Origin of the sequence: Lentzea pudingi (assembly GCF_014646255.1) — a bacterium.
Taxonomy (GTDB): domain Bacteria; phylum Actinomycetota; class Actinomycetes; order Mycobacteriales; family Pseudonocardiaceae; genus Lentzea; species Lentzea pudingi.
On record NZ_BMNC01000003.1, the window covers coordinates 110,383 to 131,217 of the forward strand.

Annotated in this window: 18 protein-coding genes; 6 read left to right on the plus strand and 12 right to left on the minus strand. The window is 69.4% G+C overall.

Annotated features, from left to right (window positions below):
- Window positions 1–42 precede the first annotated feature (42 nt).
- Window positions 43–648 (minus strand): dihydrofolate reductase family protein, encoded by a 606-nt coding sequence (locus IEY88_RS11425; RefSeq protein ID WP_189154668.1) that lies wholly within the window; start codon window positions 646–648, stop codon window positions 43–45.
- 74 nt (window positions 649–722) lie between these two features.
- On the opposite strand from IEY88_RS11425, the gene IEY88_RS11430 reads away from it, so the two are divergent.
- Window positions 723–1,586, plus strand: a complete 864-nt coding sequence (locus tag IEY88_RS11430) for a LysR family transcriptional regulator (protein WP_189154669.1) — start codon at window positions 723–725, stop codon at window positions 1,584–1,586.
- On the opposite strand, the gene IEY88_RS11435 is transcribed toward IEY88_RS11430, so the two are convergent.
- Both IEY88_RS11435 and IEY88_RS11440 read right to left on the minus strand, forming a co-directional pair.
- Window positions 1,576–2,124 (minus strand): DUF1062 domain-containing protein, encoded by a 549-nt coding sequence (locus IEY88_RS11435; protein WP_189154670.1) that lies wholly within the window; start codon window positions 2,122–2,124, stop codon window positions 1,576–1,578. The two genes, IEY88_RS11430 and IEY88_RS11435, sit on opposite strands and share 11 nt — an antisense overlap.
- 128 nt (window positions 2,125–2,252) lie before the next feature.
- The gene (locus tag IEY88_RS11440; RefSeq protein WP_189154671.1) at window positions 2,253–4,193 is read right to left on the minus strand and encodes an FAD-dependent oxidoreductase; all 1,941 of its coding nucleotides are present in this window, start codon (window positions 4,191–4,193) and stop codon (window positions 2,253–2,255) included.
- A gap of 323 nt (window positions 4,194–4,516) precedes the next feature.
- Here IEY88_RS11440 and IEY88_RS11445 point away from each other — a divergent pair, with 323 nt between their 5' ends.
- Window positions 4,517–6,031: a GMC oxidoreductase gene (locus IEY88_RS11445; RefSeq protein ID WP_505744120.1), complete on the plus strand. Its 1,515-nt coding sequence runs from the start codon at window positions 4,517–4,519 to the stop codon at window positions 6,029–6,031.
- Between the two features lie 18 nt (window positions 6,032–6,049).
- On the opposite strand, the gene IEY88_RS11450 is transcribed toward IEY88_RS11445, so the two are convergent.
- The 4 genes from IEY88_RS11450 to IEY88_RS11465 all read right to left on the minus strand — a co-directional run bounded on the left by IEY88_RS11450 (window position 6,050) and on the right by IEY88_RS11465 (window position 9,642).
- A complete protein-coding gene (locus IEY88_RS11450; protein ID WP_189154673.1) occupies window positions 6,050–6,529 on the minus strand; it encodes a carboxymuconolactone decarboxylase family protein in 480 nt (159 codons plus the stop codon).
- Entirely contained in the window at window positions 6,526–7,605 is a 1,080-nt protein-coding gene (locus IEY88_RS11455) for an NAD(P)H-dependent amine dehydrogenase family protein (RefSeq protein WP_189154674.1), read from the minus strand. The genes IEY88_RS11450 and IEY88_RS11455 overlap by 4 nt, the downstream gene beginning before the upstream one ends.
- Before the next feature lie 67 nt (window positions 7,606–7,672).
- Complete coding sequence (locus tag IEY88_RS11460; RefSeq protein ID WP_189154675.1) at window positions 7,673–9,331, minus strand: glycoside hydrolase family 99 protein; 1,659 nt, start codon at window positions 9,329–9,331, stop codon at window positions 7,673–7,675.
- Window positions 9,332–9,411: 80 nt separating this feature from the next.
- The gene (locus IEY88_RS11465; protein ID WP_189154676.1) at window positions 9,412–9,642 is read right to left on the minus strand and encodes a hypothetical protein; all 231 of its coding nucleotides are present in this window, start codon (window positions 9,640–9,642) and stop codon (window positions 9,412–9,414) included.
- Between the two features lie 148 nt (window positions 9,643–9,790).
- On the opposite strand from IEY88_RS11465, the gene IEY88_RS11470 reads away from it, so the two are divergent.
- Both IEY88_RS11470 and IEY88_RS11475 read left to right on the plus strand, forming a co-directional pair.
- Window positions 9,791–10,039: a hypothetical protein gene (locus tag IEY88_RS11470; protein ID WP_189154677.1), complete on the plus strand. Its 249-nt coding sequence runs from the start codon at window positions 9,791–9,793 to the stop codon at window positions 10,037–10,039.
- Window positions 10,036–10,239 (plus strand): cold-shock protein, encoded by a 204-nt coding sequence (locus IEY88_RS11475; protein WP_189154678.1) that lies wholly within the window; start codon window positions 10,036–10,038, stop codon window positions 10,237–10,239. Before IEY88_RS11470 ends, IEY88_RS11475 begins: the two co-directional genes overlap by 4 nt.
- 66 nt (window positions 10,240–10,305) lie before the next feature.
- Here IEY88_RS11475 and dinB read toward each other — a convergent pair whose 3' ends face one another.
- The 3 genes from dinB to IEY88_RS11490 are packed head-to-tail and all read right to left on the minus strand — an operon-like array spanning window position 10,306 to window position 13,827.
- Window positions 10,306–11,496 carry a DNA polymerase IV gene (dinB, locus tag IEY88_RS11480; RefSeq protein ID WP_189154679.1) on the minus strand — a complete coding sequence of 397 codons (1,191 nt, stop codon included), beginning with the start codon at window positions 11,494–11,496 and terminating at the stop codon, window positions 10,306–10,308.
- A 30-nt stretch (window positions 11,497–11,526) separates the two neighbouring features.
- Window positions 11,527–12,489, minus strand: coding sequence for a serine hydrolase domain-containing protein (locus IEY88_RS11485; RefSeq protein ID WP_189154680.1), 963 nt, complete (start codon window positions 12,487–12,489; stop codon window positions 11,527–11,529).
- Window positions 12,490–12,498: 9 nt separating this feature from the next.
- Window positions 12,499–13,827: an MFS transporter gene (locus IEY88_RS11490; RefSeq protein WP_189154681.1), complete on the minus strand. Its 1,329-nt coding sequence runs from the start codon at window positions 13,825–13,827 to the stop codon at window positions 12,499–12,501.
- 166 nt (window positions 13,828–13,993) lie between these two features.
- On the opposite strand from IEY88_RS11490, the gene IEY88_RS11495 reads away from it, so the two are divergent.
- Both IEY88_RS11495 and IEY88_RS11500 read left to right on the plus strand, forming a co-directional pair.
- On the plus strand, window positions 13,994–15,559 hold the full coding sequence (locus IEY88_RS11495; protein ID WP_229693282.1) for a phospholipid carrier-dependent glycosyltransferase: 1,566 nt from the start codon (window positions 13,994–13,996) through the stop codon (window positions 15,557–15,559).
- Between the two features lie 135 nt (window positions 15,560–15,694).
- Window positions 15,695–17,500 carry a trypsin-like serine protease gene (locus IEY88_RS11500; protein ID WP_189154682.1) on the plus strand — a complete coding sequence of 602 codons (1,806 nt, stop codon included), beginning with the start codon at window positions 15,695–15,697 and terminating at the stop codon, window positions 17,498–17,500.
- Window positions 17,501–17,575: 75 nt separating this feature from the next.
- Here IEY88_RS11500 and IEY88_RS11505 read toward each other — a convergent pair whose 3' ends face one another.
- Together IEY88_RS11505 and IEY88_RS11510 are read right to left on the minus strand one after the other, a co-directional pair.
- Window positions 17,576–19,111: a S8 family serine peptidase gene (locus IEY88_RS11505; RefSeq protein WP_189154683.1), complete on the minus strand. Its 1,536-nt coding sequence runs from the start codon at window positions 19,109–19,111 to the stop codon at window positions 17,576–17,578.
- A 21-nt stretch (window positions 19,112–19,132) separates the two neighbouring features.
- Window positions 19,133–20,710, minus strand: a complete 1,578-nt coding sequence (locus IEY88_RS11510; protein WP_189154684.1) for a S8 family peptidase — start codon at window positions 20,708–20,710, stop codon at window positions 19,133–19,135.
- Window positions 20,711–20,835: the final 125 nt, after the last annotated feature.

Consider the following 20,835-nt stretch of genomic DNA (forward strand, 5'->3'; position numbering starts at 1 on the left):
TCCTCACCTTGGCGTGACGTTGTGGAGCGATCAAGACGCCAATCAGCGCACCACGCGATACGTCACATGCGTGAACGCCGGGCCCGAGCGCGACGACAGCTGCTCCAGGACCAGCCCGGGAACGCCGTCGAACAGGCGCGTCCCAGCGCCCAGCGTGATCGGCACGATCCGCAGCCGCAGCTCGTCGACCAGGCCCGCGGCCAGGTACTGGTTGACGGTCGAAGCGCCGCCGTGGATGGAGATGTTGCCGTCCCCGGCTACGTCTCGAGCGCGCTCGAAAGCCGCCGTCACTCCCTCGGTCACGAAGTGGAACGTCGTGCTGCCCTCCATCGGCTGTGGTTCACGCGCGTGATGGGTGAGCACGAAGACCGGCCCGTGGTACGGCGGGTTGTCGCCCCACCAGCCGTTCCACGGGCGGTCCCACGAGCCGCGCACCGGGCCGAACATGTTGCGGCCCATGATGAACGCCTTCGTCTCGGCCAGCCGGTCCCGCTGCCACCTCTGCTCTTCGGCGTCCTCCATCCACGCGTGCAGGGTGCTGCCCCAGCCGTCGCCGCCGTCGTCCCCGAACGGGCGGTCCTCGGTCTGGCCGAGCCCCGCCGCGTAGCCGTCGAGGGAGATCGAGAGATCGCACGTCACCTTGGTCATGCCCTCAGCCTGACCTCGCTGATCCATGACGTCCAATGCCAAAAAGCCGGAATTCTCATTGATAACCTTGATGAATGCTCAGCCTGGTGCAGCTCGAGGTGCTGGCGGCGGTGGCCCGGTGCGGCTCGGTGACCGAGGCCGCGAAGCAGCTGCACTACTCCCAGCCGTCGGTGAGCCACCACCTGGCGAGGCTGGAGGCGGCCACGGGTGTGCGGCTCGTCCAGCGCGCCGGCCGGGGGATCCGCCTCACGCCGGAGGGGCGGCTGTTGGCCGGCCGGGCGGCGGAGATCGTGGGCCGGGTGGACGCGGCGGCCACCGAGCTCGCGGCCCAGGCCGGGTTGCGGGCGGGACGGGTCCGGGTGGCGGCCAACGCCTCCACCGCCGCCACGATCGTCCCGAGAGCGGCCAGGAGGCTCGCGGACAGCCACCCCGGGCTGGAGCTGAGCCTGGTCGAACGGCACCCCGTCGAGGCGTTGCGGATGCTGCGCCACGGGGAGGTCGAGATCGCGCTGGTGTTCCGCCGGGCCGGCTCCCCGCCCGAGGAGGGCTTCCGGTTCGTCCACCTCGGCGACGACCCGATCCACCTGATCAGCAGGCAGCCGGGCGACAGCCTCGCGCACCACCGGGAGTCGGCCTGGATCGGCGGGTGCGACGCCTGCCGGGAGGAGCTGGAGACCGTGTGCCGCAGCGAGGGGTTCGCGCCACGGATCGTCTCGCACAGCGACGACATGGTGGTCGTGCAGGCTCTCGTGGCGGCCGGTGCCGGCGTCGCGATCCTCGCCGGTCTCGGGTTGCAGGCACATCGGCGGCCGGACGTGGAAGCCGGTGAGATCGCCGGCTTCCACCGCGAGATCCACGCCGTGACGTACGGCGACCCGCCCGATCCTCCGGGCGTGGCCGCCGTGCTCACCGCGCTCGCTCAGTCGTTCAGCGCTTGAGCGTGAAGGTGAAGTCGCCGGAGACCTTGCCGGCCAACCGGATCGCCGACACGACCTTGCCCTCGGCGATCAGCCGTTCGACCTCGCCGCGGGTCAGGCCGAACCCGTCCGCGATCAGCCGGATCGGCCTGATCGGGATCCGCGCCTCGAACCGCACCGCCACGTCGGCCACCTCCAGGTCGAGGTGACCGGACCCGCCGGTGTCGAGCCGCCACGCGCCCTCCCAGTCGGGGGAGACGTGGTTGCGGCGCTGCAGAACGGTGTCCTGCAACAGTTCCGCGACGAGCGACAGGTCGTTGGCGTGCAGCCGGTCCAGCAGCGCGGGCCGGACCGTGCGGACGTGGGCCCGCTCGAAGATCGTGAGCTTGGCCGTGTCGCCGCACCCCGTGCAGAGCACGAGCAGCCAGGCGTCGAGGACCTTGTGGTTGGCGTTGACCCGGAACTTGCCGCTCGCCCGGAAGCGGTCGGCGGCGCACACGTGGCAACGGCGGTGGACGAGAGGAAGGCAGGTGGGCACGACGGCCCAGGTGTTGAGCACAGAGGTACACCGTTCGGTGAGAATTCCGCAGCAAAGGGAGCGCGCTGCTCGGAGAGCGGCGCGCAACGAAGACCAGCGCTTGGGGAGAACTCAAACGGTGTACAACGGCACGTCCCAGCCTCGACGACTCAGTCGGGCAGGAACGTAACGGCCTGGGGCGGCACGATTCCACCCAATTTCGGCAGGGTCGCGGGCCCGAGCGCGGTCTCCAGCCGCTCCCACCGCGTCACGAGGTCCGCGAGCATCAGCATCATCACGTCGGGGAAGGCGTACAGGAAGCTCTGGTAGCGGTAGTGGTCCAGGTAGAACACCACCACGTCGTCCGTCAGCGCGGTCGCCGAAGTGGTGCGGGCCTTGAAGAACAGGTCGTAGTGGCCGAGCAGCCCGCCGCGGCCGAGCACCGACCGCGCGTAGATCCCGCCGAAGTCGACCTCGACCCGACCCGAGGCGACCAGGAACACGCCGTGCGCCTCGTCGTCCTCCCGGAACAGCATGTCGCCCGCCGTGTAAGGGATCTCGTCGAACATCGACGCGAGCGTCTCCAGTTCGGCGTCCGCGAGCGCACCGAACAACCGCACGCCGTGGGGGTCGACGCTCTCGCGCAGGCACGCCACCCGGTCGGTCAGCTCGCGTTCGGTGATGTGGTTCATCCGCATCCGCACGAACCGCAGCATCCGGTCGGTGTTGCGCGACTGGGCGCGGGACTTCCCGGCGCTCGGCGGGGTGTAGAGGCCGGCCTGGCCGCTGACCCGCGCGGCCTCGCGGCGGCCGGACTCGTAGGCGCTGTGCACACAGCCCCAGTGGTACGGGTTCGTGCCCTCGCCGGCGAAGAACAGGCCGTCGCCCACCGGTTCGGCGAGCGTCGCGATGTCCTTGGACGACGAGCCGACGCCGATGCAGGTGTACGAGCCCAGCGCGTACGGGTCCGACGACCACGTGGTGCGCGAGACGCTTTCCGGCGCGGGCGCGTCTTCGCCGAAGAGGTCCTGGACGACCTCCGCCGCGTACGCCGAGACGGTGTCCGGGGACCAGGTCTCCATCTCACGGCCGAGTGAGGCGCCGAGCAGCATCACCAGGACCGGTTTGCCGTGCGACTTCCACATGCTGATCACGACGGTCGGGTAGCGATCGGTGTCGCGGCAGAGGTACCCGAACACGTACTGGTCGCGCGGCCAGAACGGCTCGGCGTAGTGCAGGGCGATCTTGTTGAGCGTGCCGAAGCCGAGCCGGGCGATCGCGGACCGCTTGGCCGCCGGTAGCGGCGGCACGAACTCGACCGCGCCCGCCTTCAGCACCCCGAGCGGCAGCGTGACGAGCACCTTGTCCGCCTCGAACACTCCCCGGTCCGTGGTGACACGGCCGGCCTCGACGCGCGAGACCACGTGGCCGAGCCGGATGTCGAGCCCTTCGGCCAGAGCGTCCACAACGGACTGGTAGCCCTGGTGCAACGTGCTGTCGCCGTAGCCGTAGACGAGGTAGCCGTCCTCCCAGTGCTTCAGGGAGAGCTTGTCCGGGTCCTCCGCCGCGTCCTCGCGCAGGATCACGTTCAGGTGGTACCGGACGGCCTGTTCGTCCTCCGGGGACAGTCCGCGTGCGGCGAGGACCTCCATCATCGCCTGACCCAGCGGGACGTCCGGGTGGTCTCCCTTGCGCGCCACGTCGGCGCGGTGTTCCAGTTCGTGCAGGACCTCGTCGGCCAGTTCCACCGTCCGGCTCTTGTAGCGGTGGTTCACCGCGCGCCGGTCCGCTCCGAACAGGTCGAGGCTGTCGAACCCGCCGGTGTAGGCGCTGTCCCCGCCCACGTAGCTGTACGGGATCCCCAGGTCCTCCACCAGTTCGGTGACGGGGTTGCCGTCCGTGCCGTGGATCCAGTGCGCGCCCAGGTCGACCCCGTGCTCGTCGGTCCAGATCCGGCCACCGGCGCGGTCCCTCGCCTCCAAGACGGTCACGGGGTGGCCGAGCTCGTGCAGCGCGCGTGCCGCCGCCAGGCCGGAGATCCCCGCTCCCACCACGAGGACGCTCGGTCTCGCGTCCTCACCACCACCACCACCACCAGATACCGAGGGCATCGCTCGATTGTCGGGCAACCATCCGTGCCCGAACATTCCCGGATCGTGTGCTCGCGCTGGGCCGTCCGGGTTGTCCGCGCGCGCCCCGGACACCGGCTCCGACCTCGTCACCAGCGCTGCGCTCCCCGAGGGAACCGGTACTACCAGGTAGTGACTTGATCTACAACCGCCGGTATAACTTGTTCTCATGCGCTCACAGTGAGGAAGATCACATGACCCACACAATGACGTGTGACAACGGTTTCGAGGGTCCTTCACGACGTTCGTTCATTGCTGGAACAGGTTCTATTCTTGGGGCTGTCGCCCTGGGAGGCGTCGCTCCGGTGGCACGGGCGGCGGCTTCGATCTCGGACGCGGCGGTCGTTCCCGCCCTGGTGATCGGCACCGGGTACGGCGGAAGCGTGGCGGCCCTGCGGCTCGCTCAGGCGGGCGTCGACGTCCACATGGTCGAGATGGGCATGGCGTGGGACACCCCCGGCGCGGACGGGAAGATCTTCGCCAACACCACGACGCCGGACCAGCGGTCGTTCTGGCTGCGGACCAAGACGAAACAGCCGCTGAGCAACTTCCTGGGTTTCCCGATCGACAAGGCGATCCCGCGCTACACCGGCATCCTCGACGCCGAGGACTTCGCCGGCATCACCGTCTACCAGGGACGCGGAGTCGGCGGCGGTTCTCTCGTCAACGGCGGCATGGCCGTGACGCCGAAACGGGAGAACTTCGGCGAGATCCTCCCGACGGTGAACGCCGACGAGATGTACAACACCTTCTACCCGCGTGCCAACGCGGAACTCGGCGTCAACATGATCAGGCCCGCCTGGTTCGACACGACCGAGGCCTACCAGTACGCGCGGGTCGGCCGGAAGCACGCCCAGCGGTCGAACTTCCCGTACGTCTTCGTGCCCACCGTGTACGACTGGAACTACATGGAGCAGGAGGCGGCGGGGACGGTACCGAAGTCGGCGTTGGTGGGGGAGATCCTCTACGGCAACAACTACGGCAAGAAGTCGTTGCAGAAGACCTATCTGAGCAAGGTCCGGGCGACCGGTCGCGTCACCATCTCACCGCTGCACCGGGTCGTCGACGTCCGGCCCGCGACGGGCGGCTACAAGGTCACCATCGAGCAGCTCAACACCAACGGTGACCCGATCGCCGTCAAGGAGGTCACCGCGGCGAAGGTGTTCTTCGCGGCGGGCAGCGTCGGCACGAGCAAGCTCCTGGTCAAGCTCAAGGCCACGGGCGCGCTGCCGAACCTGAACGGCGAGGTCGGCAAGGGCTGGGGCGACAACGGCAACGTGATGTGCGGTCGCGCCAACCACATGTGGGACCCGACCGGCAAGCTGCAGTCGTCGATCCCGACCCTGGGCATCGACAACTGGGCGGCGGGCGGCGCCTTCGCCGAGGTCGCTCCGCTGCCGACCGGGATCGAAACCTACGCGTCGTTCTACCTCTCGATCACGAAGACCCCGAACCGCGCCCAGTTCACCTGGAACGCCGCCGCGGGCAAGGTCGACCTGAGCTGGCAGACGGCGTGGAAGAACGTCTCGATCAACGCCGCGAAGACGATCTTCGACAAGATCAACTCGAAGGAGGGGACGATCTACCGGACCGACCTCTTCGGCGTCTACAAGATCTGGGGCGACCACCTCACGTACCACCCGCTCGGCGGCGCGATCCTCAACAGGGCCACCGACAACCACGGCCGCCTGCACGGCTATCCGGGCCTGTACGTCATGGACGGGTCGTTGATCCCCGGCAGCACCGTGGTGAACCCGTTCGTCACGATCACGGCGCTGGCCGAGAGGAACATCGAGAAGATCATCGCTACCGATCTCTGACAGTCCTTCCCGGACCGCTCAGATCTTCGGGAGCACGCACATCGCGTCGAGGCCGAACACCCGGTTCAGCCTGCCGAACACGAGCCAGGCCCCGATGCTCATCGTGAGCTCGACGATCTCGGTCTGGCTGTAGTGCGCGGTCATGCGGGACCAGAACTCGTCGTCGAGACCGTGGTGGTCCAGTGCGTACCGCTCGGCGTACTCCGCGGCCAGCCTCGCCCGGTCGTCGAAGGCGTCGGTGGTGCGCCACTGGGTCACCGCGTGGATGAAGTCGTCCTCGACCTTCTCGCCCTCGCGGTCGGTCCGCCACTCCAGGCAGAACATGCACCCGTTGATCTGCGCGATCCGCAGGCGTGCCGCCTCGAACTCGCGCAGCCCCAGCGTGGTGTGCTGGTAGACCGACAGCGAGAGGTTCGCGGCGGCCACGCCGATGCCCGGCACGAGCTCGCCCCACACGTACCCGATGGGGTCCTTGCCCTCGGGGATGTCGATGTTCATGGCCTGCCCCTTCCGAGCTTGCCGGCCGCGTGCCGCAGCGGGACGTCGAGCGCGTCGTAGAGTCCGGGCTCGGCCTGCGCGAGCCAGTCGATGGCGTTCACGATCCGGCCGACGGCGGTCGCGTTGCCTCCCGCGGACCGGTTCTCGCCCTCGTCGGCGGACTCGACCGAGACCTCGATGCGCGGCCGGCCCTCGATGATCACCTTGTGCGTGCCGTCGCCGGACGGGGGCATCGGCCAGTCCGTCGCGCACGAGGCGTGGATGCGCGTCACGTGCTCGATGACGATGAGCGGCTCCCCGCCGACGATGCCCTGCACCTCGAACCGGATCGCGCCCTGCGTGCCCTTCTCGAACTCGCCCATGGTCCGCGTCGTCACGGTCTCGTCGAGCGCACGCCGGTCGACGGTCTCGCGGATCTCGTCCAGCTCCACGCCGAACGCCCGTGCCATCAGCCGGATCTGCCCGCCCCACACCATGGTCGGCACCGTCGGCATCAGCATCGGCGCCTGGTAGTCGAGCGGCTGCCCGAACCCGATCAGCCACCGCACCGCGTCGGGCTGGTCGTAGGTGGAGTAGTCGAAGATCTCCTGGCAGCGCACCGCGTCGACGGTGTGGCCCAGTCCGCTGACCAGCAACGGCAGCACGTCGTTGCCCCAGCCCGGGTCGACGCCGGACACGAACAGCGATCCGCCGCCCTCCTTGATGGCGGATAGAACCGGTTCTCGAAGTTCCGGCGGCGCGCTCTTCGGGTCGTACAGCGCGTAGAGCGACGGCGTGACGACGATCGCGCCCGCGCGGATCGCCCTGGTGATGTCGGCCAGCGCGTCGTCCGGCCTGATGTCACCCGACGCGGCGTACACGACGGCGCGCGGGCTCGTGGCGAGCACCGCGTCGATGTCGTTGGTGGCCTCGACTCCGAGGTTCTGATCGATTCCGGCGAGATCGCCCGCGTCACGGCCGGCCTTCTCGGGGTTGTGGACGACCACGGCCGTCAGTTTCAGCGCCGGATGGGCATCGACGGCGCGAATGGCGGCCCGGCCGACGTTGCCGGTGCCCCACACCACTGTGGCGATCATGTGCTGCAGAGTACCTAGAACACGTTCTAGTTGTACAGCGCCCATCCGGCGAGAAAGCGGTCCTCGATCAGGCGTGGAGCTTCAACGCCGCGAGCTGGGCCGCAGGCCAGCCCGTGTTCCCGGTGAACGTCAGCCTGACGTACCGGACCTGCGTGCCGGGCAGCGTGGCCGTGGCGGAGTTCCCGGTCGCGGGGTCGAACACGTAGCCCGCAGACGGGACGAGCGGGCTGAACGACTGGCCGTCGGCACTGCCCTCGATCGTCACGGTCTGGGTGCGCCGTCCCCAGGCGGGATTCGGTGGGAGCGCGAGCACGGCCCGCTCCGGGGCGGCGGCGGTGCCGAGGTCGACCTGGATCCACTGCGGGAAGGCGTTGTTCGCGCTCTCCCAGTAGGAGTGCGGATCGGTGTCGACGGCGAACCCGCTGCCGTAGTGCTGGGTCTGCGAGCTCCGCGTCGTCGGGCGCCCGGCGGCCAGGTCGGCGTCCGGGGTGGGCGGTCCGCCGATCCACGGCTGGGTGGGCCGGACCGCGGTCAGCGCGATCTGCCCCTTGAGCATCCGGCCGCCGTCGCCGGTCAGCCTCATGTAGTAGTCGGCGGAGCAGCGCGTGCCGTCCTCGTCCAGCGCGAGGTAACCGGAGCCGGCGGGCACGTCCGCCAGCGTCTCGGCGGTCTTGCAGATCTGGTTGCCCTCGTTGAACTCGTCGAACATCGAGATGTAGATGCCCTGCGCGCCGAGGCGGACCATGTTGTAGAACTGCCGCCACATGAAGTCGCCGTGCAACCGTTGCCGCGAGCCGACGTCGCCCGGCAGCACGCACGGCTGGTAGTCGATCCCGCGAGCGTCGCACTCGGCCTGGTCCGGCGAGTTCACGTTGGTGTGGAAGCGATCCGTGTCCGCCGGGGTGCCGATCCGGCCGACCATCCACGGCGAGAGCATGTCGAAGCTGCGGTAGACGGCGCCGAACCCCTGCCGCGAGTCCTCGATCTCCAGGCGCCAGTGCGTCGGGACGCCGCCGATCACGTAACACCCGCGTGCCTTGAACCAGTCGACGACGTCCTGGCAGGCCGCCGGTGTGAAGGGCCGGCCGGGGTCGTTGAAGCCGAAGCCCCAGACGCAGACGACGGGCTTGCCGTTCTGCCGCGCGTAGGCGGGCGACGACGTGTACGCGGACATCTTGTCCAGCCAGTCGGTCTTGATCTCCGACTGCATGTTCCTCCAGTTCGTGACGTCGTACATGATGTAGAACTTGCGCCCGGTGGCCTCGGCCGCAGGCCGCACGTGCGCAGTCACCGCGTCCCGGATCGGGCCCTCGCCGCCGGTCGGGTTGAAGCGCTGCAACGCCGCCGTGTCGATGTTGTGTTCGCGCATCCACTGGAAGTGGACGTCGACGGTCTGGCGGTCGTAGTTGGAGAAGAGCGTCGCCGGCCGCCCGTCACCGAGGTCGGCGAACGCGGTTCGGTACGTACGCGCGTAGTCCCGGACGTCCGGCCACGCGACGATGGAGCTGGTCGGCGGCGCGGGCGGCTGACTCCAGTCGTTGTTCCAGTGCCACCAGCCGTTGATGGGGGAGCTGTCGTCACGGCAGGCGAACCAGCCCTGGTACCCGACGGTGATCTTGCCGACGACGTCGCCGGGAGGGCTGGCCGCGTGCGCCGGGGCGGGCAGGAGCCCCAGGGCGGGTGCGGCGAGAGCGGTGCTGAGCAGTGTTCGGCGTGACAGGGACATCGCGAACTCCTTTGTCGGCGACCCGACTCCAGAGTGCAAGATGTCTACAGGATCACGCAAGAAGTTGACGAACCGGTCTTTCAGCGGTTCGAGGGCGGGAACCGGCCGTCCGCGCTGCCGAGCGCGACGAGCTCGGTGTACTGCTCCTGCCACGACCTCTCGGTGGCGAGCAGGTCGGCGAGCCGCTGGACCCACGCCTCGTCGACGATGCGCGCGGCACCCGTGGCGAGGTGGCGAGCGGTCTCCTCACGTGCCATGAGCCATTCGGACAGCGTGGGCGCGAGCGCTGGTCCACCTTCGTCTTCGGGCATGGGCCGACCCTACGCGGCGCGCCTGCCTCCCGCCCCCGCCCGGTGGGCTACTGTGGGACGGGTTGGGGCACCAGTTGACGGCAACCAGCCGCCGCGGTCCTCGATCCCGTCCGGTCCGGTGTCTCCGGCCGGAGAACGGAGCACCGGCTTGCAGCCGGAATTCCAAGCGTCACCTCCTTCCTCTCCCCGGTTCGACAAGTCGCGTCACGCGGCCCAGGACTTCGCGCAGGCGAGGCTGGCAGCCGAGATCTCCGAGCTCCACCAGCAGCGCCAGGCCGCCAGGAGGGTCGCGGAACGCTCCCGCGACGCAGGCGACTGCCTCGACCTGTTGTCCATGCTCGGCCTGGCGAACCTGCCGGTGTCCACCGCTCTCGCCGCCGAAGGAGCCCGCAGGTGAATCGAGGAACCGTCAAGTGGTTCAACGGCAGCAAGGGCTTCGGCTTCATCGCCCCGCAGGGCGGTGGGCCTGACCTCTTCGTGCACCAGTCCGAGGTGCAGGGGTACGGCTTCCACGGCATACCCGACAACCAGCCCGTCGAGTTCGAGATCGGTGAAGGGCAGAAGGGGCCGCAGGCCCTGTCCGTGCGCCTCGTCTAGCTCCGTCACGCTGTCCACTGTGGAGTGATCGGTCGCCTGCCGCTCACTCCACGGCGCGTGGTTCAGCTAATCCGGCAGCAACGGCACGGAGATGCCCGGATCACGGCCGAGCAGCGCTGCCCGCGTCACCGACTTCGACCCGAAGCGGTCGCGCACGTGGTCGAGCGCGGCGTCCAGGGCGGCCGGTTTCCGCTCCTCGAACGGCAGCGGCAACTGCATCGGCGCGTCGTCCTGGAGGTTGGTGAGCGACACGCCCAGCAACGTGATGCCCCGGCTCTCGATCATCGGCATCGCACCGCCGAGCAGTTCTCGCGCCGCCGCCAGCAGCACCTCGGTCTCCGTGGTGGGATTCCTGAACGTGTGCGACCTGGTCGCGCGCGTGAAATCGGCGAACCTCAGACGCAGCACCACGGTCCGGCACGCGCGCTCGGCCGTGCGCAGCCGGCGTGAGATGCCGTCGATCAGCGACGCGAGGACGGCGTCCAGGTCGTCGCGGGTGCGTTCCCGGCGGCCCAGTGCGCGCTGCGAGCCGATCGAACGGCGTCGCCGTCCCGTGTGGACCGGACGCGGGTCGTGGTTGTGCGCCAGCGCGTGCAGGTGCCGGCCCGCGGCCCTGCCGATCATCGACACCAGGGCCATCTCGCCGAGCGCGGCGACCTCGCCGACCGTGCGCAGACCCAGGGCGTGCAGCTTGGCCGCCGTCACCTCGCCGACACCCCACAGCCGTTCGACGGGCAGCGGGTGCAGGAACGCGAGTTCGTGGTCCGCCGGAACGACGAGCAGCCCGTCCGGCTTCGCGACCCCGCTCGCGACCTTGGCCAGGAACTTCGTCCGCGCCACCCCGACCGTGATCGGCAGGCCGACCTGTGCCAGCACGTCCGCCCGCAGGCGTGCGGCGATCACCTCCGGCGGCCCCGCGATCCGGTGCAGGCCGCCGACGTCGAGGAACGCCTCGTCGATCGACAGGCCCTCGACCAGCGGCGTCGTGTCGCGGAACACCTCGAACACGGCCTTGCTCGCGGCGGAGTAGGCCGACATCCGCGGCGGCACCACGATCGCGTGCGGGCACAGCCGGCGTGCCGTCGCGCCGCCCATCGCCGTGCGCACGCCGAACGCCTTGGCCTCGTAACTCGCGGCCAGCACGACGCCGCCGCCCACGATCACCGGGCGGCCCCGCAGTTCGGGGGCGTCCCGTTGCTCGACCGACGCGTAGAACGCGTCCAGGTCGGCGTGCAGGATCGGGGTGCTCACGAACACATGTTCGCATCGCTCACCCGTTTAGAACAGTCACATGAGCGCACGCGCGATCGGCCAGGCGCCGGGGGAGGTGTTCGACAGGACGGTGGTGGTGGTGCCGGTGTGCGGGTCGTGAGTGGACTTGAACGACGCCCCGGCGTCGTACCCGGCGAGGATCACGGTGTCGCTGGTCTCGTGCAGCCAGAACCCGAGCCCGTAGCGCAACGACTCCTCGGGGACGTGGTGGCGCGGTCTCGTCACCACCTCGGCGTCGGGTCCGGCGAACAGCGCGCGCCAGAACTTCGACATGTCACCCGCGGTGGTGTGGATGCCGCCGTCACCGGTCGCGAGCACCGGCAGGTGGAAGACGTTGGAGCGGTCGAGGCCCTCCAGGTAGCCCACGGCCGCGTCGGCGGGCAGTTCGTCGGAACGCAGGAAGCCGGTCCTGCTCAGGCCCGCCGGGCCGAGCACCCTCGAGCGGACGAGGTCGTGGTAGCCCTCGCCACTGGCCCGTTCGGCGAGCAGTGCGAGCACCACGTAGCCGCCGTTGCAGTACCCGAACCGTTCGCCGGCCTTGAACTTCGTGGGAATCCCGTCCAGCAACGGCAGGAAGGCCTCGGTCGTGGTCAGCACGTGCACCGCGCCGATCACGTAGTCGTTCGCCTCCCAGTCGCCTTCCTCGTCGAGGTAGTCACCGATGCCGGACGTGTGCGTGAGCAGGTGCTCGACCGTCACGTCGTCGGCGATCAACGGCAGGTCGTCGCCGAGCAGCGAACGGGCGGTGGTGTCGAGCGCCAGTCTCCCCTCGCGGATCAGGGACAGCACGGTCAGCGCGGTGAACCCCTTGCCGCCGCTGGCGATGCCGAACCTCGTGTCCACGGTGTTGGGCACGCCGTACGCCCGGTTGGCGAGCCCGTAGGCCTTCGCGAACTCGATCTCCCCGGCGCGGTCGATCTGGACCACGCCGGAGAAACCGGTGTCCGCGGCGATCTTGTCCAAGTCTCCCAACGGCATCCGAGCAGGCTAGCCCTGTGGAACCGCTTCGCTGAAACGGTTTTTCCGCTGCAGTGCGAGAGGTAGCAGCACGACGACCGCGGCGAGCACGAAGCCGAGCCGGAACGAGCCCCCCGTCACGAGCAACGCCGCCACGACCTGGACCCCCAGCGCCGCACCGATCGCCCTGGCGATCCCGCACGCCGCCGAGGCCACGCCGGTGTCCTGCTCGCCGACTGAGGCGATCACGGTGGTGTAGGTGGCGGTGGACGCGGTCCCGACACCGAGCCCGAGCGTCACCAGCATCCCCGCCGCGATCTGCCACGGCTCGTCGTGCCACGCGGCCACGAACAACGTCCCGGCGGCGGTGAGCGCGAGCCCCGCCACCAGCACGGCGCGCGTCCCGAGACGCCGCACGAGCACCCCGGACAACGGGCCGACCACGACGGCGACCAGCACCGTGGGGAAGAGGTGCAGGCTGATCTCGCTGGCGGTGGCACCGAAGCCGGAAAGCAGTTGTGGCACCAGGAAGTACGACGCCGAGTAGCTCGCCCCGAGCGCTCCGGCCGTGATGCTCGCCGTCCACACCCCGCGCGTGCGCAGGATGCCGAGGTCGACCATCGGATGTGCGGCCCGCCGTTCGACCACCACCCACCCGGCACCGAACGCGAGCGCCACCACGAGCAGCACCGCCGCGGCGAGAAGACCCTGCGGCGCAAGGAAGACAGCCAGCATCAGCGTGGCGAGGGACAACGCCAGCAGCACTCCGCCCGGCCAGTCCAGCCGGGTGCGTCGGACGGTGAGAGGGTCAGGCAGCGCGGACGGCGCCACGATCGCCACGGCGGCGACGACCAGCGCGGGCAGCAGGAACATCCACTGGCGCGACAGCGCGTCCGCGAGCGGCCCGGCGATGAGCACGCCCAGACCGCTGCCGACGGTGAACAGGCCGGTGAGCACACCGACCGCCACCGGTGTCGAGTCGCGGAAGAGCTGCCGCGCCAGGACGAACGCCACCGGCAGCACACCACCACCGAGGCCCTGCAGGAACTGTCCCAGCAGGATCACCGGGAACGACGCCGCGAACGCCGACAGCACGGCCCCGGCGACGATGCACCAGGTCAGCACGAGCAGGGTCCGGCGCCCGCCGCGGTCGTCGGCGATCTTCGCGACGATCGGCATGGTGATCGCCGACGTGATGATCAGCGTGGTGGACAGCAGCCCGGCCTGGGCCGGGTCGAGGCCGAGCTCGCGTTGCAGCAGGGGCAGTGCGGGGAACGGGATGCTTTCGAGCGCGCCGATCGTGACGGCCAGGGCGGCCAGGACCGCCATCGCGGGCCGGGTGGAGCGGGGTGTGGTCACGGCTGGTCTCCCTCGTCCGGGGGCCAGTAAAGCTACAAGGTGTAGCTGAAATCCGACAGGGTTTTCCGCAACAATCTGTAGCGGAATCACCGAGCAACCAAACCGGCGGACGCCCCGTTTCGGGAAGTGTCGGGCTTGTCCCACCCCCTGAAAGGACCGAGCGGACTTGTCGCTCGCCACCGTCCAGCGCCCTGTCGAGGTGCCCCTGCCGCCAGAGCGGGCGCGTGCACCGCGGCGATGGCTGTTCGTGCTGGCCGCCGCCGTGCTGCTGGCCCAGATGGCGATCGCGATGATCACCACGGCGGTCGGGCAGACACCGACCGTCGACGAGCCGGTCTACATCGGCGCCACGGTCGTCTACCTGGAGCAGCGCAGCCTGCGCTACAACCCGGAACACCCGCCGCTGGGCAAGCTGATCATGGCGACCGGCCTCGCGTTCGCCGATGCGCGCCTCGACCCGGGCTTCCGGGGAGACCAGACCGAACTGGGCCGGCACCTGCTCTACGAGTCGGGCAACGACCCCGGCGCGTTGCTGCTCGCGGCCAGACTTCCGATGATCGTGCTCACGCTGCTGTTCGGGCTGGTCGTCCTCCTGTTCGCCGCGGACGTCACGAACCGGTCGGGCGGGCTCGTCGCGCTGGCCCTCTACGCGTTCTCGCCGGACGTCATCGCCCACGGATCATTGGCCACGCTGGACGTTCCGGCGGCCGGGTTCCTGCTCACGTCGGCCTGGCTGCTGTGGCGGGCACGCGCCGATCCCGCGCTCTACCTGCCCCTCGCCGGACTCGCGCTCGGCGCGGCGCTGGCGACGAAGACGAACACCCTGGCCGCGGTCCCGGTGCTGCTGTTCCTGGTCCTCTGGCAGGCACGGGTCAAGGCCGCGCTCGCCCTGGTGCTGATCGCGATCGCCGTGGTGTGGGCGTCGTACCTCGCGGTGGATCCGTTGCTGCGCTGGGAAACCCCGCCCGGCCTGCCGGGAGCACCGGTCTGGTTGCTGCCGTTCCCCGAGCCCTACCTCGACGGGCTGCGCGTCCAGCTGGGGTTCGAGCACCGCGTCTGGGGCGGCTACCTCTTCGGCACGCACTACGAGGGGTCGCACTGGTACTACCTGCCGGCGGCGTTGCTGGTGAAGACACCGGTGGGCGCCCTGCTGCTCTGGGCGGCCGGAGCCGTCGCGATGATCAGACGCCCGGCGGCCGCGTACGTCCTCGCCCCCGCCGCCGCACTGCTGCTGTTCGCGATGACCGGCAACCGCGACCTGGGCGTCCGGTACGCGATCTTCGTGCCGATGTTCCTCGCGGTGGCCGCCGCGATGGTCGCCCACCGGCGTTACGCGGCGATCGCGGTCGCGCTGGTCGCCGCCAGTTCACTGTGGACGTTCCCGTTCTACCTGCCGTACTCCAACGAGGTGTTCGGCGGCCCGTCCAAGACCCACCTGCACCTGCACGACTCGAACGCCGACTGGGGTCAGGACCTCGGCAGGCTCGCCGAACGGCTCAAGCGCTACCCCGGCGAACGGAAGTGGCTCGTCTACAAGGGCTCCGGGGTACCCGAGCACTACGGCATCCGCGCGGCCGACCCGCGCGAGGTCGCCTCGGACCAGGTGCACGGGCTGCTCGTCGTGTCCAACACGGCCATCGCGAAGGCCGACGACGCGCTGCGGGAACTGATCGACACGAGCGCGCCGATCGACATCGTCGGCCACTCCATCACGATCTTCCGCCGAGCATAGGTAGCGAAAGTTCCGTACCCCTACGGATGCGGACCCTGATTGTTCCGCACGTGTCCTGCTCCGACAGTGATCGCAGTGAACGGCCCCCGTCCCTGCCCTGAGGTGGTCCGTTCCGAGATCCGGAGAGGAACCAACGTGACGAGAACACCACGGTCCTGGGGCCTGCTGGCCCTGGTCGCGGCCACGGTGCTGGCGCCCGTCAGCATCGCGAACGCCGCACCGCCGAACGCCCCTGCGGCCAACTACCTGGGGGACACCGTCCCCGCCAACCTCGGTGACGCCTCGCCCATGTTCGTCGGCGGGCAGAACGCCACCGTGAGCGAGTTCCCCGGCATCGTCGCCGGCATCCGCGCCGGTGGCACCCGGCCGCAGGGCCAGACCTGCACCGGCACGGTCGTGGCGCCGCGCAAGATCCTGATCGCGGCGCACTGCGCGGACGCCCAGGGGGAGAAGAAGTTCGTCTACGGGCTCGACGACCTCAAGGACTACAACAACGGCAACGGCACCGGGTTCGCCGTGAACGTCGTCAGCTACAAGAAGCACCCGAAGTACGTCAACTTCGACCAGGGCTTCGACGTCGCCGTCGTGACCGTGGACCGCGACATCGCGCTCAAGGGCGGTGCCGCCTACCCGAAGTTCGCGACCTCCGCGGACGCGGGTGGCGCGGCGCCGGGCAAGACCGGCCTCGGCTTCGGCTACGGCAAGAAGGACTTCAACGACAACTCCGCCGACGTCACCCTCGACAAGGCGAGCCTGCCGGTCGTGAACGGTGACAGCGTCTGCCAGGGCGTCGGCGCGGGCTTCAAGTCGGCGACCATGATCTGCGCCGGGTACTCCGACGGCCGGATCTCGATCCTGCCCGGTGACAGCGGCGGCCCGCTGATCTTCGACGGCAAGATCTACGGCGTCGCGTCGTGGAGCCGGTCGGACTTCAAGTGGTACTCGATCTACGGCCGCCTCGACAACGAGATGGGCGACTGGGTCAAGACCGAGGTCGGCGAGCAGCCCCCGGTCGGTGACTTCGGGCTCACCGTCGCGCCGGGCAGCGGTTCGGTGGCGGCGGGCAAGACGATCTCCGCCGGCATCACCACCACGGCGGGCTCAGGTGGCGCGGAGAACGCCACGCTCTCGGCCTCTGGCCTGCCCAGCGGTGTGAAGGCGGTCTTCCAGCCGACGTCGGTCACCACCGGCGGCTCGGCCAAGGTCACGTTCGACGTCAGCGCCTCGGCACCGAACGGCACCTACGAGGTCTCGGTCACCGGCACGACGCCGAGCGGCAAGACGGCGTCCGGCAAGTACTCGCTGACCGTCACCGGTGGGGGCGACCCGCAGCCGGGCGACTTCACGCTGGGCGCCTCACCGAGCAGTGTCAAGGCGGCCAAGGGGAAGTACGCCTCCACGACGATCTCGTCGAACGGTGACGGCCAGACGATCACCCTGTCGGCGTCGGGTGTGCCGAGCGGCGTGAAGGCGACCTTCCAGCCGACGTCGATCAGCGCGGGCAGTTCGGCCAAGCTGACGCTGGACGTCTCCACCACCGCGACCGCCGGGACCTCCGGCATCACGGTCACCGGCACCGACGCGGGCGGCAAGACCGCCACCACCACGGTCTCGCTGACGGTGGAAGGCAGTGAGCCGCCGACCGGTGAGGTCACCGTGACCGCGACGCCGTCGTCTGCGACGGTGAAGCAGGGGATGCTCGGCCAGACCCTGGTGAAGGCCAGTGGCGGCACCGGGAACCTGGCGCTCACCGCGTCCGGTGTTCCGGCCGGCGCGCAGATGTCGTTCAACCCGGCCACGATCGGCCAGAACGGCAGCAGCAACGTCTGGATCTTCACCAACTTCTCCACCCCGCCCGGCACCTACCCGATCACGATCAAGGCCACCTCGGCCGACGGGAAGACCGGCACGACGACGTTCACGCTGACCGTCACCAGGTAGCAGACCCCGTTGGGGGAGCAGGGGAAGAGCCCCGGAGCCAGTCGGCTCCGGGGCTCTTCGCGTGGTGCGGGACCTCTAGACCGTCAGGGTCCAGGTGTCGATGTTGCCGGTGTCGTAGGTGTAGACGTCCTTGACCTGGAGCTTCCAGGTGCCGTTACGAGCTTCGGAAGACAGGTCGACGGTGTAGGTCTCGTGGACCCCCGCCGAGGACGAGGCGCCGCCCGACTTCTTCAGCACGTAGGACTTGCCGGACGGGCTGACGAGGTCGATCGCCAGGTCGCCGGTGTAGGTGTGGTTGATGTCGACCTTGACGGACGCCGAGGCCGTGGAGTTGCCGGCGCAGCCCGAGATCGTCACCGACGACGACACAGCGGTGTTCGTGTCCGGAATGGACACGTCGTCGCCGTTCGTGCCGGGACCGCACTGCGGCGGGTTGGGGTCGCCGCCGATGAAACCGCTGTACAGCAGCTTGTTCGGCGAACCGGAGCCCGGGTTGGTGACCTTGCCGTCGGTGGCGTTGTTCACCAGCGCGTCGCGCAGGGCCTGGGGGCTCGCGGACGGGTTGGCCGACAGGTACAGGGCCGCGACCCCCGCGACGTGCGGGGTGGCCATGGACGTGCCGGACATGTTGGTGCTGACGCCGTTCAGTCCGAGCGAGGTGATGTTGTCACCCGGCGCGAAGATGTCCGTGCAGTTGCCGTAGTTCGAGAACGAGGCACGGGCGTCGTTGGACGAGGTCGCGTTCACCGTGATCAGTGAGGCGATCTTGGCGGGGCCGGTGGAGCAGGCGTTCGTCGAGCTGTTGCCCGACGCGGCCGCCATCTGCACGCCGGAGGCGATCATGCCCGCGACGGCGTCGTTGCCGATGTCGGCGGTGTCGAAGGTCCACGAGGCGTTGACCACGGCCGGCTTCTGCGCGTTCGCCGTGATCCACTCGATGGCCTTGACACCGGCCGAGTCAGGGCCGCTGGTGCCACAACTGGCGCCGAGCATGCGGACCGAGACCAGCTTGGCCTTCTTGGCCACGCCCCAGGTCTTCGAGCCGACCGTGCCGGCCACGTGCGTGCCGTGGCCGGAGCAGTCCTGCCCGTTCTGGCCGTCCTCGATGAAGTCGGCGCCCACGGACGCGCGACCCTCGAAGTCGGCGATGTTCGTCTTCACGCCGGTGTCGGTGATGTAGACCGTCACGTTCGACGCGCCACTGCTGGGATAGGTGAACTTCTTGTCCAGCGGCAGGTTCGCCTGGTCGACGCGGTCAAGACCCCACGTCGGGTTGGTCTGCACGTCGAGCGCTCGCGCGGTGCCGTCCTGGTAGACGGCCTTGACGGCCGGGTCGGCCGCCAGCTTCCGCGCCGCGGCCTCGGTCAGGTTCTTGACCTGGAAACCGCGCATGGCGTGGGAGAACACGGCGTCGATGTTGCCGCCGTAGCGTTGCGTGAGTGCCTGGGACGACGCCTGGATGGCGGCGCCGGGCTTCAACGACACGATGAAACTGCCGCCGGCCGCGGGGTTCTTGGCCTTGACGAAGTCGGCCTCAGCGGCCTGTGCCGGGGTGACCAGCACAGCCGAGGCGAGGGCGAGTACGGCGAGCCCGCAGGTGGTGCGGTGCATGGGAAGTCCTTCCGGTGCTCGTCAGAACGTCAGGGTCCAGGTGTCGATGTTCCCGGCGTCGTAGGTCCAGACGTCGGTCACCTGCAACTTCCACGTGCCGTTGCGGTTCTCCGCGGAGGCGTCGACCGTGAAGGTCTCGTGCACACCGGCGGACGAGGTCGCGCCCTTGGCCTTCTTGAGGCTGTAGGTGGCGCCGGACGGACCGACCAGGTCGATGGCCAGGTCAGCGGTGTACGGGTGGTTGATGTCCACCTTCACCTTGGTGGCGGTCGAGGCCTTGCCCGTGCAGTCGGTCACGCTGACGGACGAGGACACGGCGGTGCCGGTGTCCGGAATGGACACGTCGTCGCCGTTGGTGGCCGCGGCACACGGCTCGGGGTCGGGGTCACCGCCGCCGATGAAGCTGATGTTGAGCAGCTTGTTCGGCGACCCTTGCAGGTCGGTGATCTTGCCGGTCGTGGCGTTGTTCACCAGCGCGTCGCGAACCTGGGCAGGGGTGGCGGACGGGTTCGCGGACACGTACAGCGCGGCGGCACCGACGACGTGCGGGGTGGCCATCGAGGTGCCGCCCATGGACGTCGTGCCGCCGCCGTTCTTGGTCGACGTGATGTTCGAGCCGGGCCCGAAGAGGTCGACGCAGGAGCCCCAGTTCGAGGCCTGCCCGCCGGTGTAGATCGAGCGCTTGTCGGCCGAGTCGCTGGCGGCCACCGTGATGCCCTCCGGCACGCGGGCGGGGGAGGTGTTGCAGGCGTTGCCGTTGTTGTTGCCGGCCGCCAGGCCGAACGTCACGCCCGCCGCGATCGCGCGCTTCACCGCGTTGTCCACAGTGGAGTCCGCGCCGCCGCCGAGGCTCATGTTCGCCACGGCCGGCTTCCTCGCGTTCTGCGCGACCCAGTCGATGCCCTTGATGATCTGCGAGTACTGGCCGTTGCCGGAGCAGTCGAGCACGCGGACCGCGACCAGGTTGACCTTCTTCGCCACGCCGTACGTCTTGGAGCCGACCGTGCCGGCGACGTGCGTGCCGTGGCCCTGGCAGTCCGACGCGTCGGCGTCGTTGTCGATGAAGTCGTAGCCGTCCTTGGCCCGGCCCTCGAACTCGGTGTGCTGCTTGTAGATCCCGGTGTCGAGGACGTACGCGGTCACGTTCGGCGCGGTGTTCGGGTAGGTGTACTTCGCGTCGACGGGCAGGTTCGCCTGGTCGATCCGGTCGAGCCCCCAGGTCGGGTTCGTCTGGGTGTCCGACATGCTCGCCCAGCCGTCCTGCTGCACGTAGGCCACGGCGGGGTCGGCGGCCAGGCGCTTCGCCGCCGCCTCGTCGAGCTTCACGGCGAAGCCGCGGACCGACGCGACGTAGGTGTTGCTGACCTTGCCGCCGTGCTTGCGGGCGAGGTCGAGCGCCTTCGCGTTGGTGGTGGGAGCGTCGCTCGCGCCGTCCTTGAACACGACGATGTAGCTGCCCGCGACGGGCCTGTCGGTCTTCTGGACCGACCCCGTCTGGCTCGAACCCGTCTGGGCGGCAACCGGGTTGCTCACCGCCGCCGCGACGGCCAGACCGATACCGGCCGCCGCGAGCACGCGTGTTGTGCGATCGAGTCGCATCTCTGGTTCTCCGTTCTCGGCCGCCTCGGCAGGGGTGGGCGACCACGTGCCGATCACCATCGGTCGGCCCGCAACGGCGAACAATCCGGATATCTCTACGTAGGGATACCCGTCTTTCACCTACG

Coding starts and splice junctions, on each gene's coding strand:
- IEY88_RS11425 (WP_189154668.1), bottom strand. CDS start 648: ATGACCAAGGTGACGTGCGATCTCTCGATCTCCCTCGACGGCTACGCG.
- IEY88_RS11430 (WP_189154669.1), top strand. CDS start 723: ATGCTCAGCCTGGTGCAGCTCGAGGTGCTGGCGGCGGTGGCCCGGTGC.
- IEY88_RS11440 (WP_189154671.1), bottom strand. CDS start 4,193: ATGCCCTCGGTATCTGGTGGTGGTGGTGGTGGTGAGGACGCGAGACCG.
- IEY88_RS11450 (WP_189154673.1), bottom strand. CDS start 6,529: ATGAACATCGACATCCCCGAGGGCAAGGACCCCATCGGGTACGTGTGG.
- IEY88_RS11455 (WP_189154674.1), bottom strand. CDS start 7,605: ATGATCGCCACAGTGGTGTGGGGCACCGGCAACGTCGGCCGGGCCGCC.
- IEY88_RS11460 (WP_189154675.1), bottom strand. CDS start 9,331: ATGTCCCTGTCACGCCGAACACTGCTCAGCACCGCTCTCGCCGCACCC.
- IEY88_RS11465 (WP_189154676.1), bottom strand. CDS start 9,642: ATGCCCGAAGACGAAGGTGGACCAGCGCTCGCGCCCACGCTGTCCGAA.
- IEY88_RS11485 (WP_189154680.1), bottom strand. CDS start 12,489: ATGCCGTTGGGAGACTTGGACAAGATCGCCGCGGACACCGGTTTCTCC.
- IEY88_RS11505 (WP_189154683.1), bottom strand. CDS start 19,111: ATGCACCGCACCACCTGCGGGCTCGCCGTACTCGCCCTCGCCTCGGCT.
- IEY88_RS11510 (WP_189154684.1), bottom strand. CDS start 20,710: ATGCGACTCGATCGCACAACACGCGTGCTCGCGGCGGCCGGTATCGGT.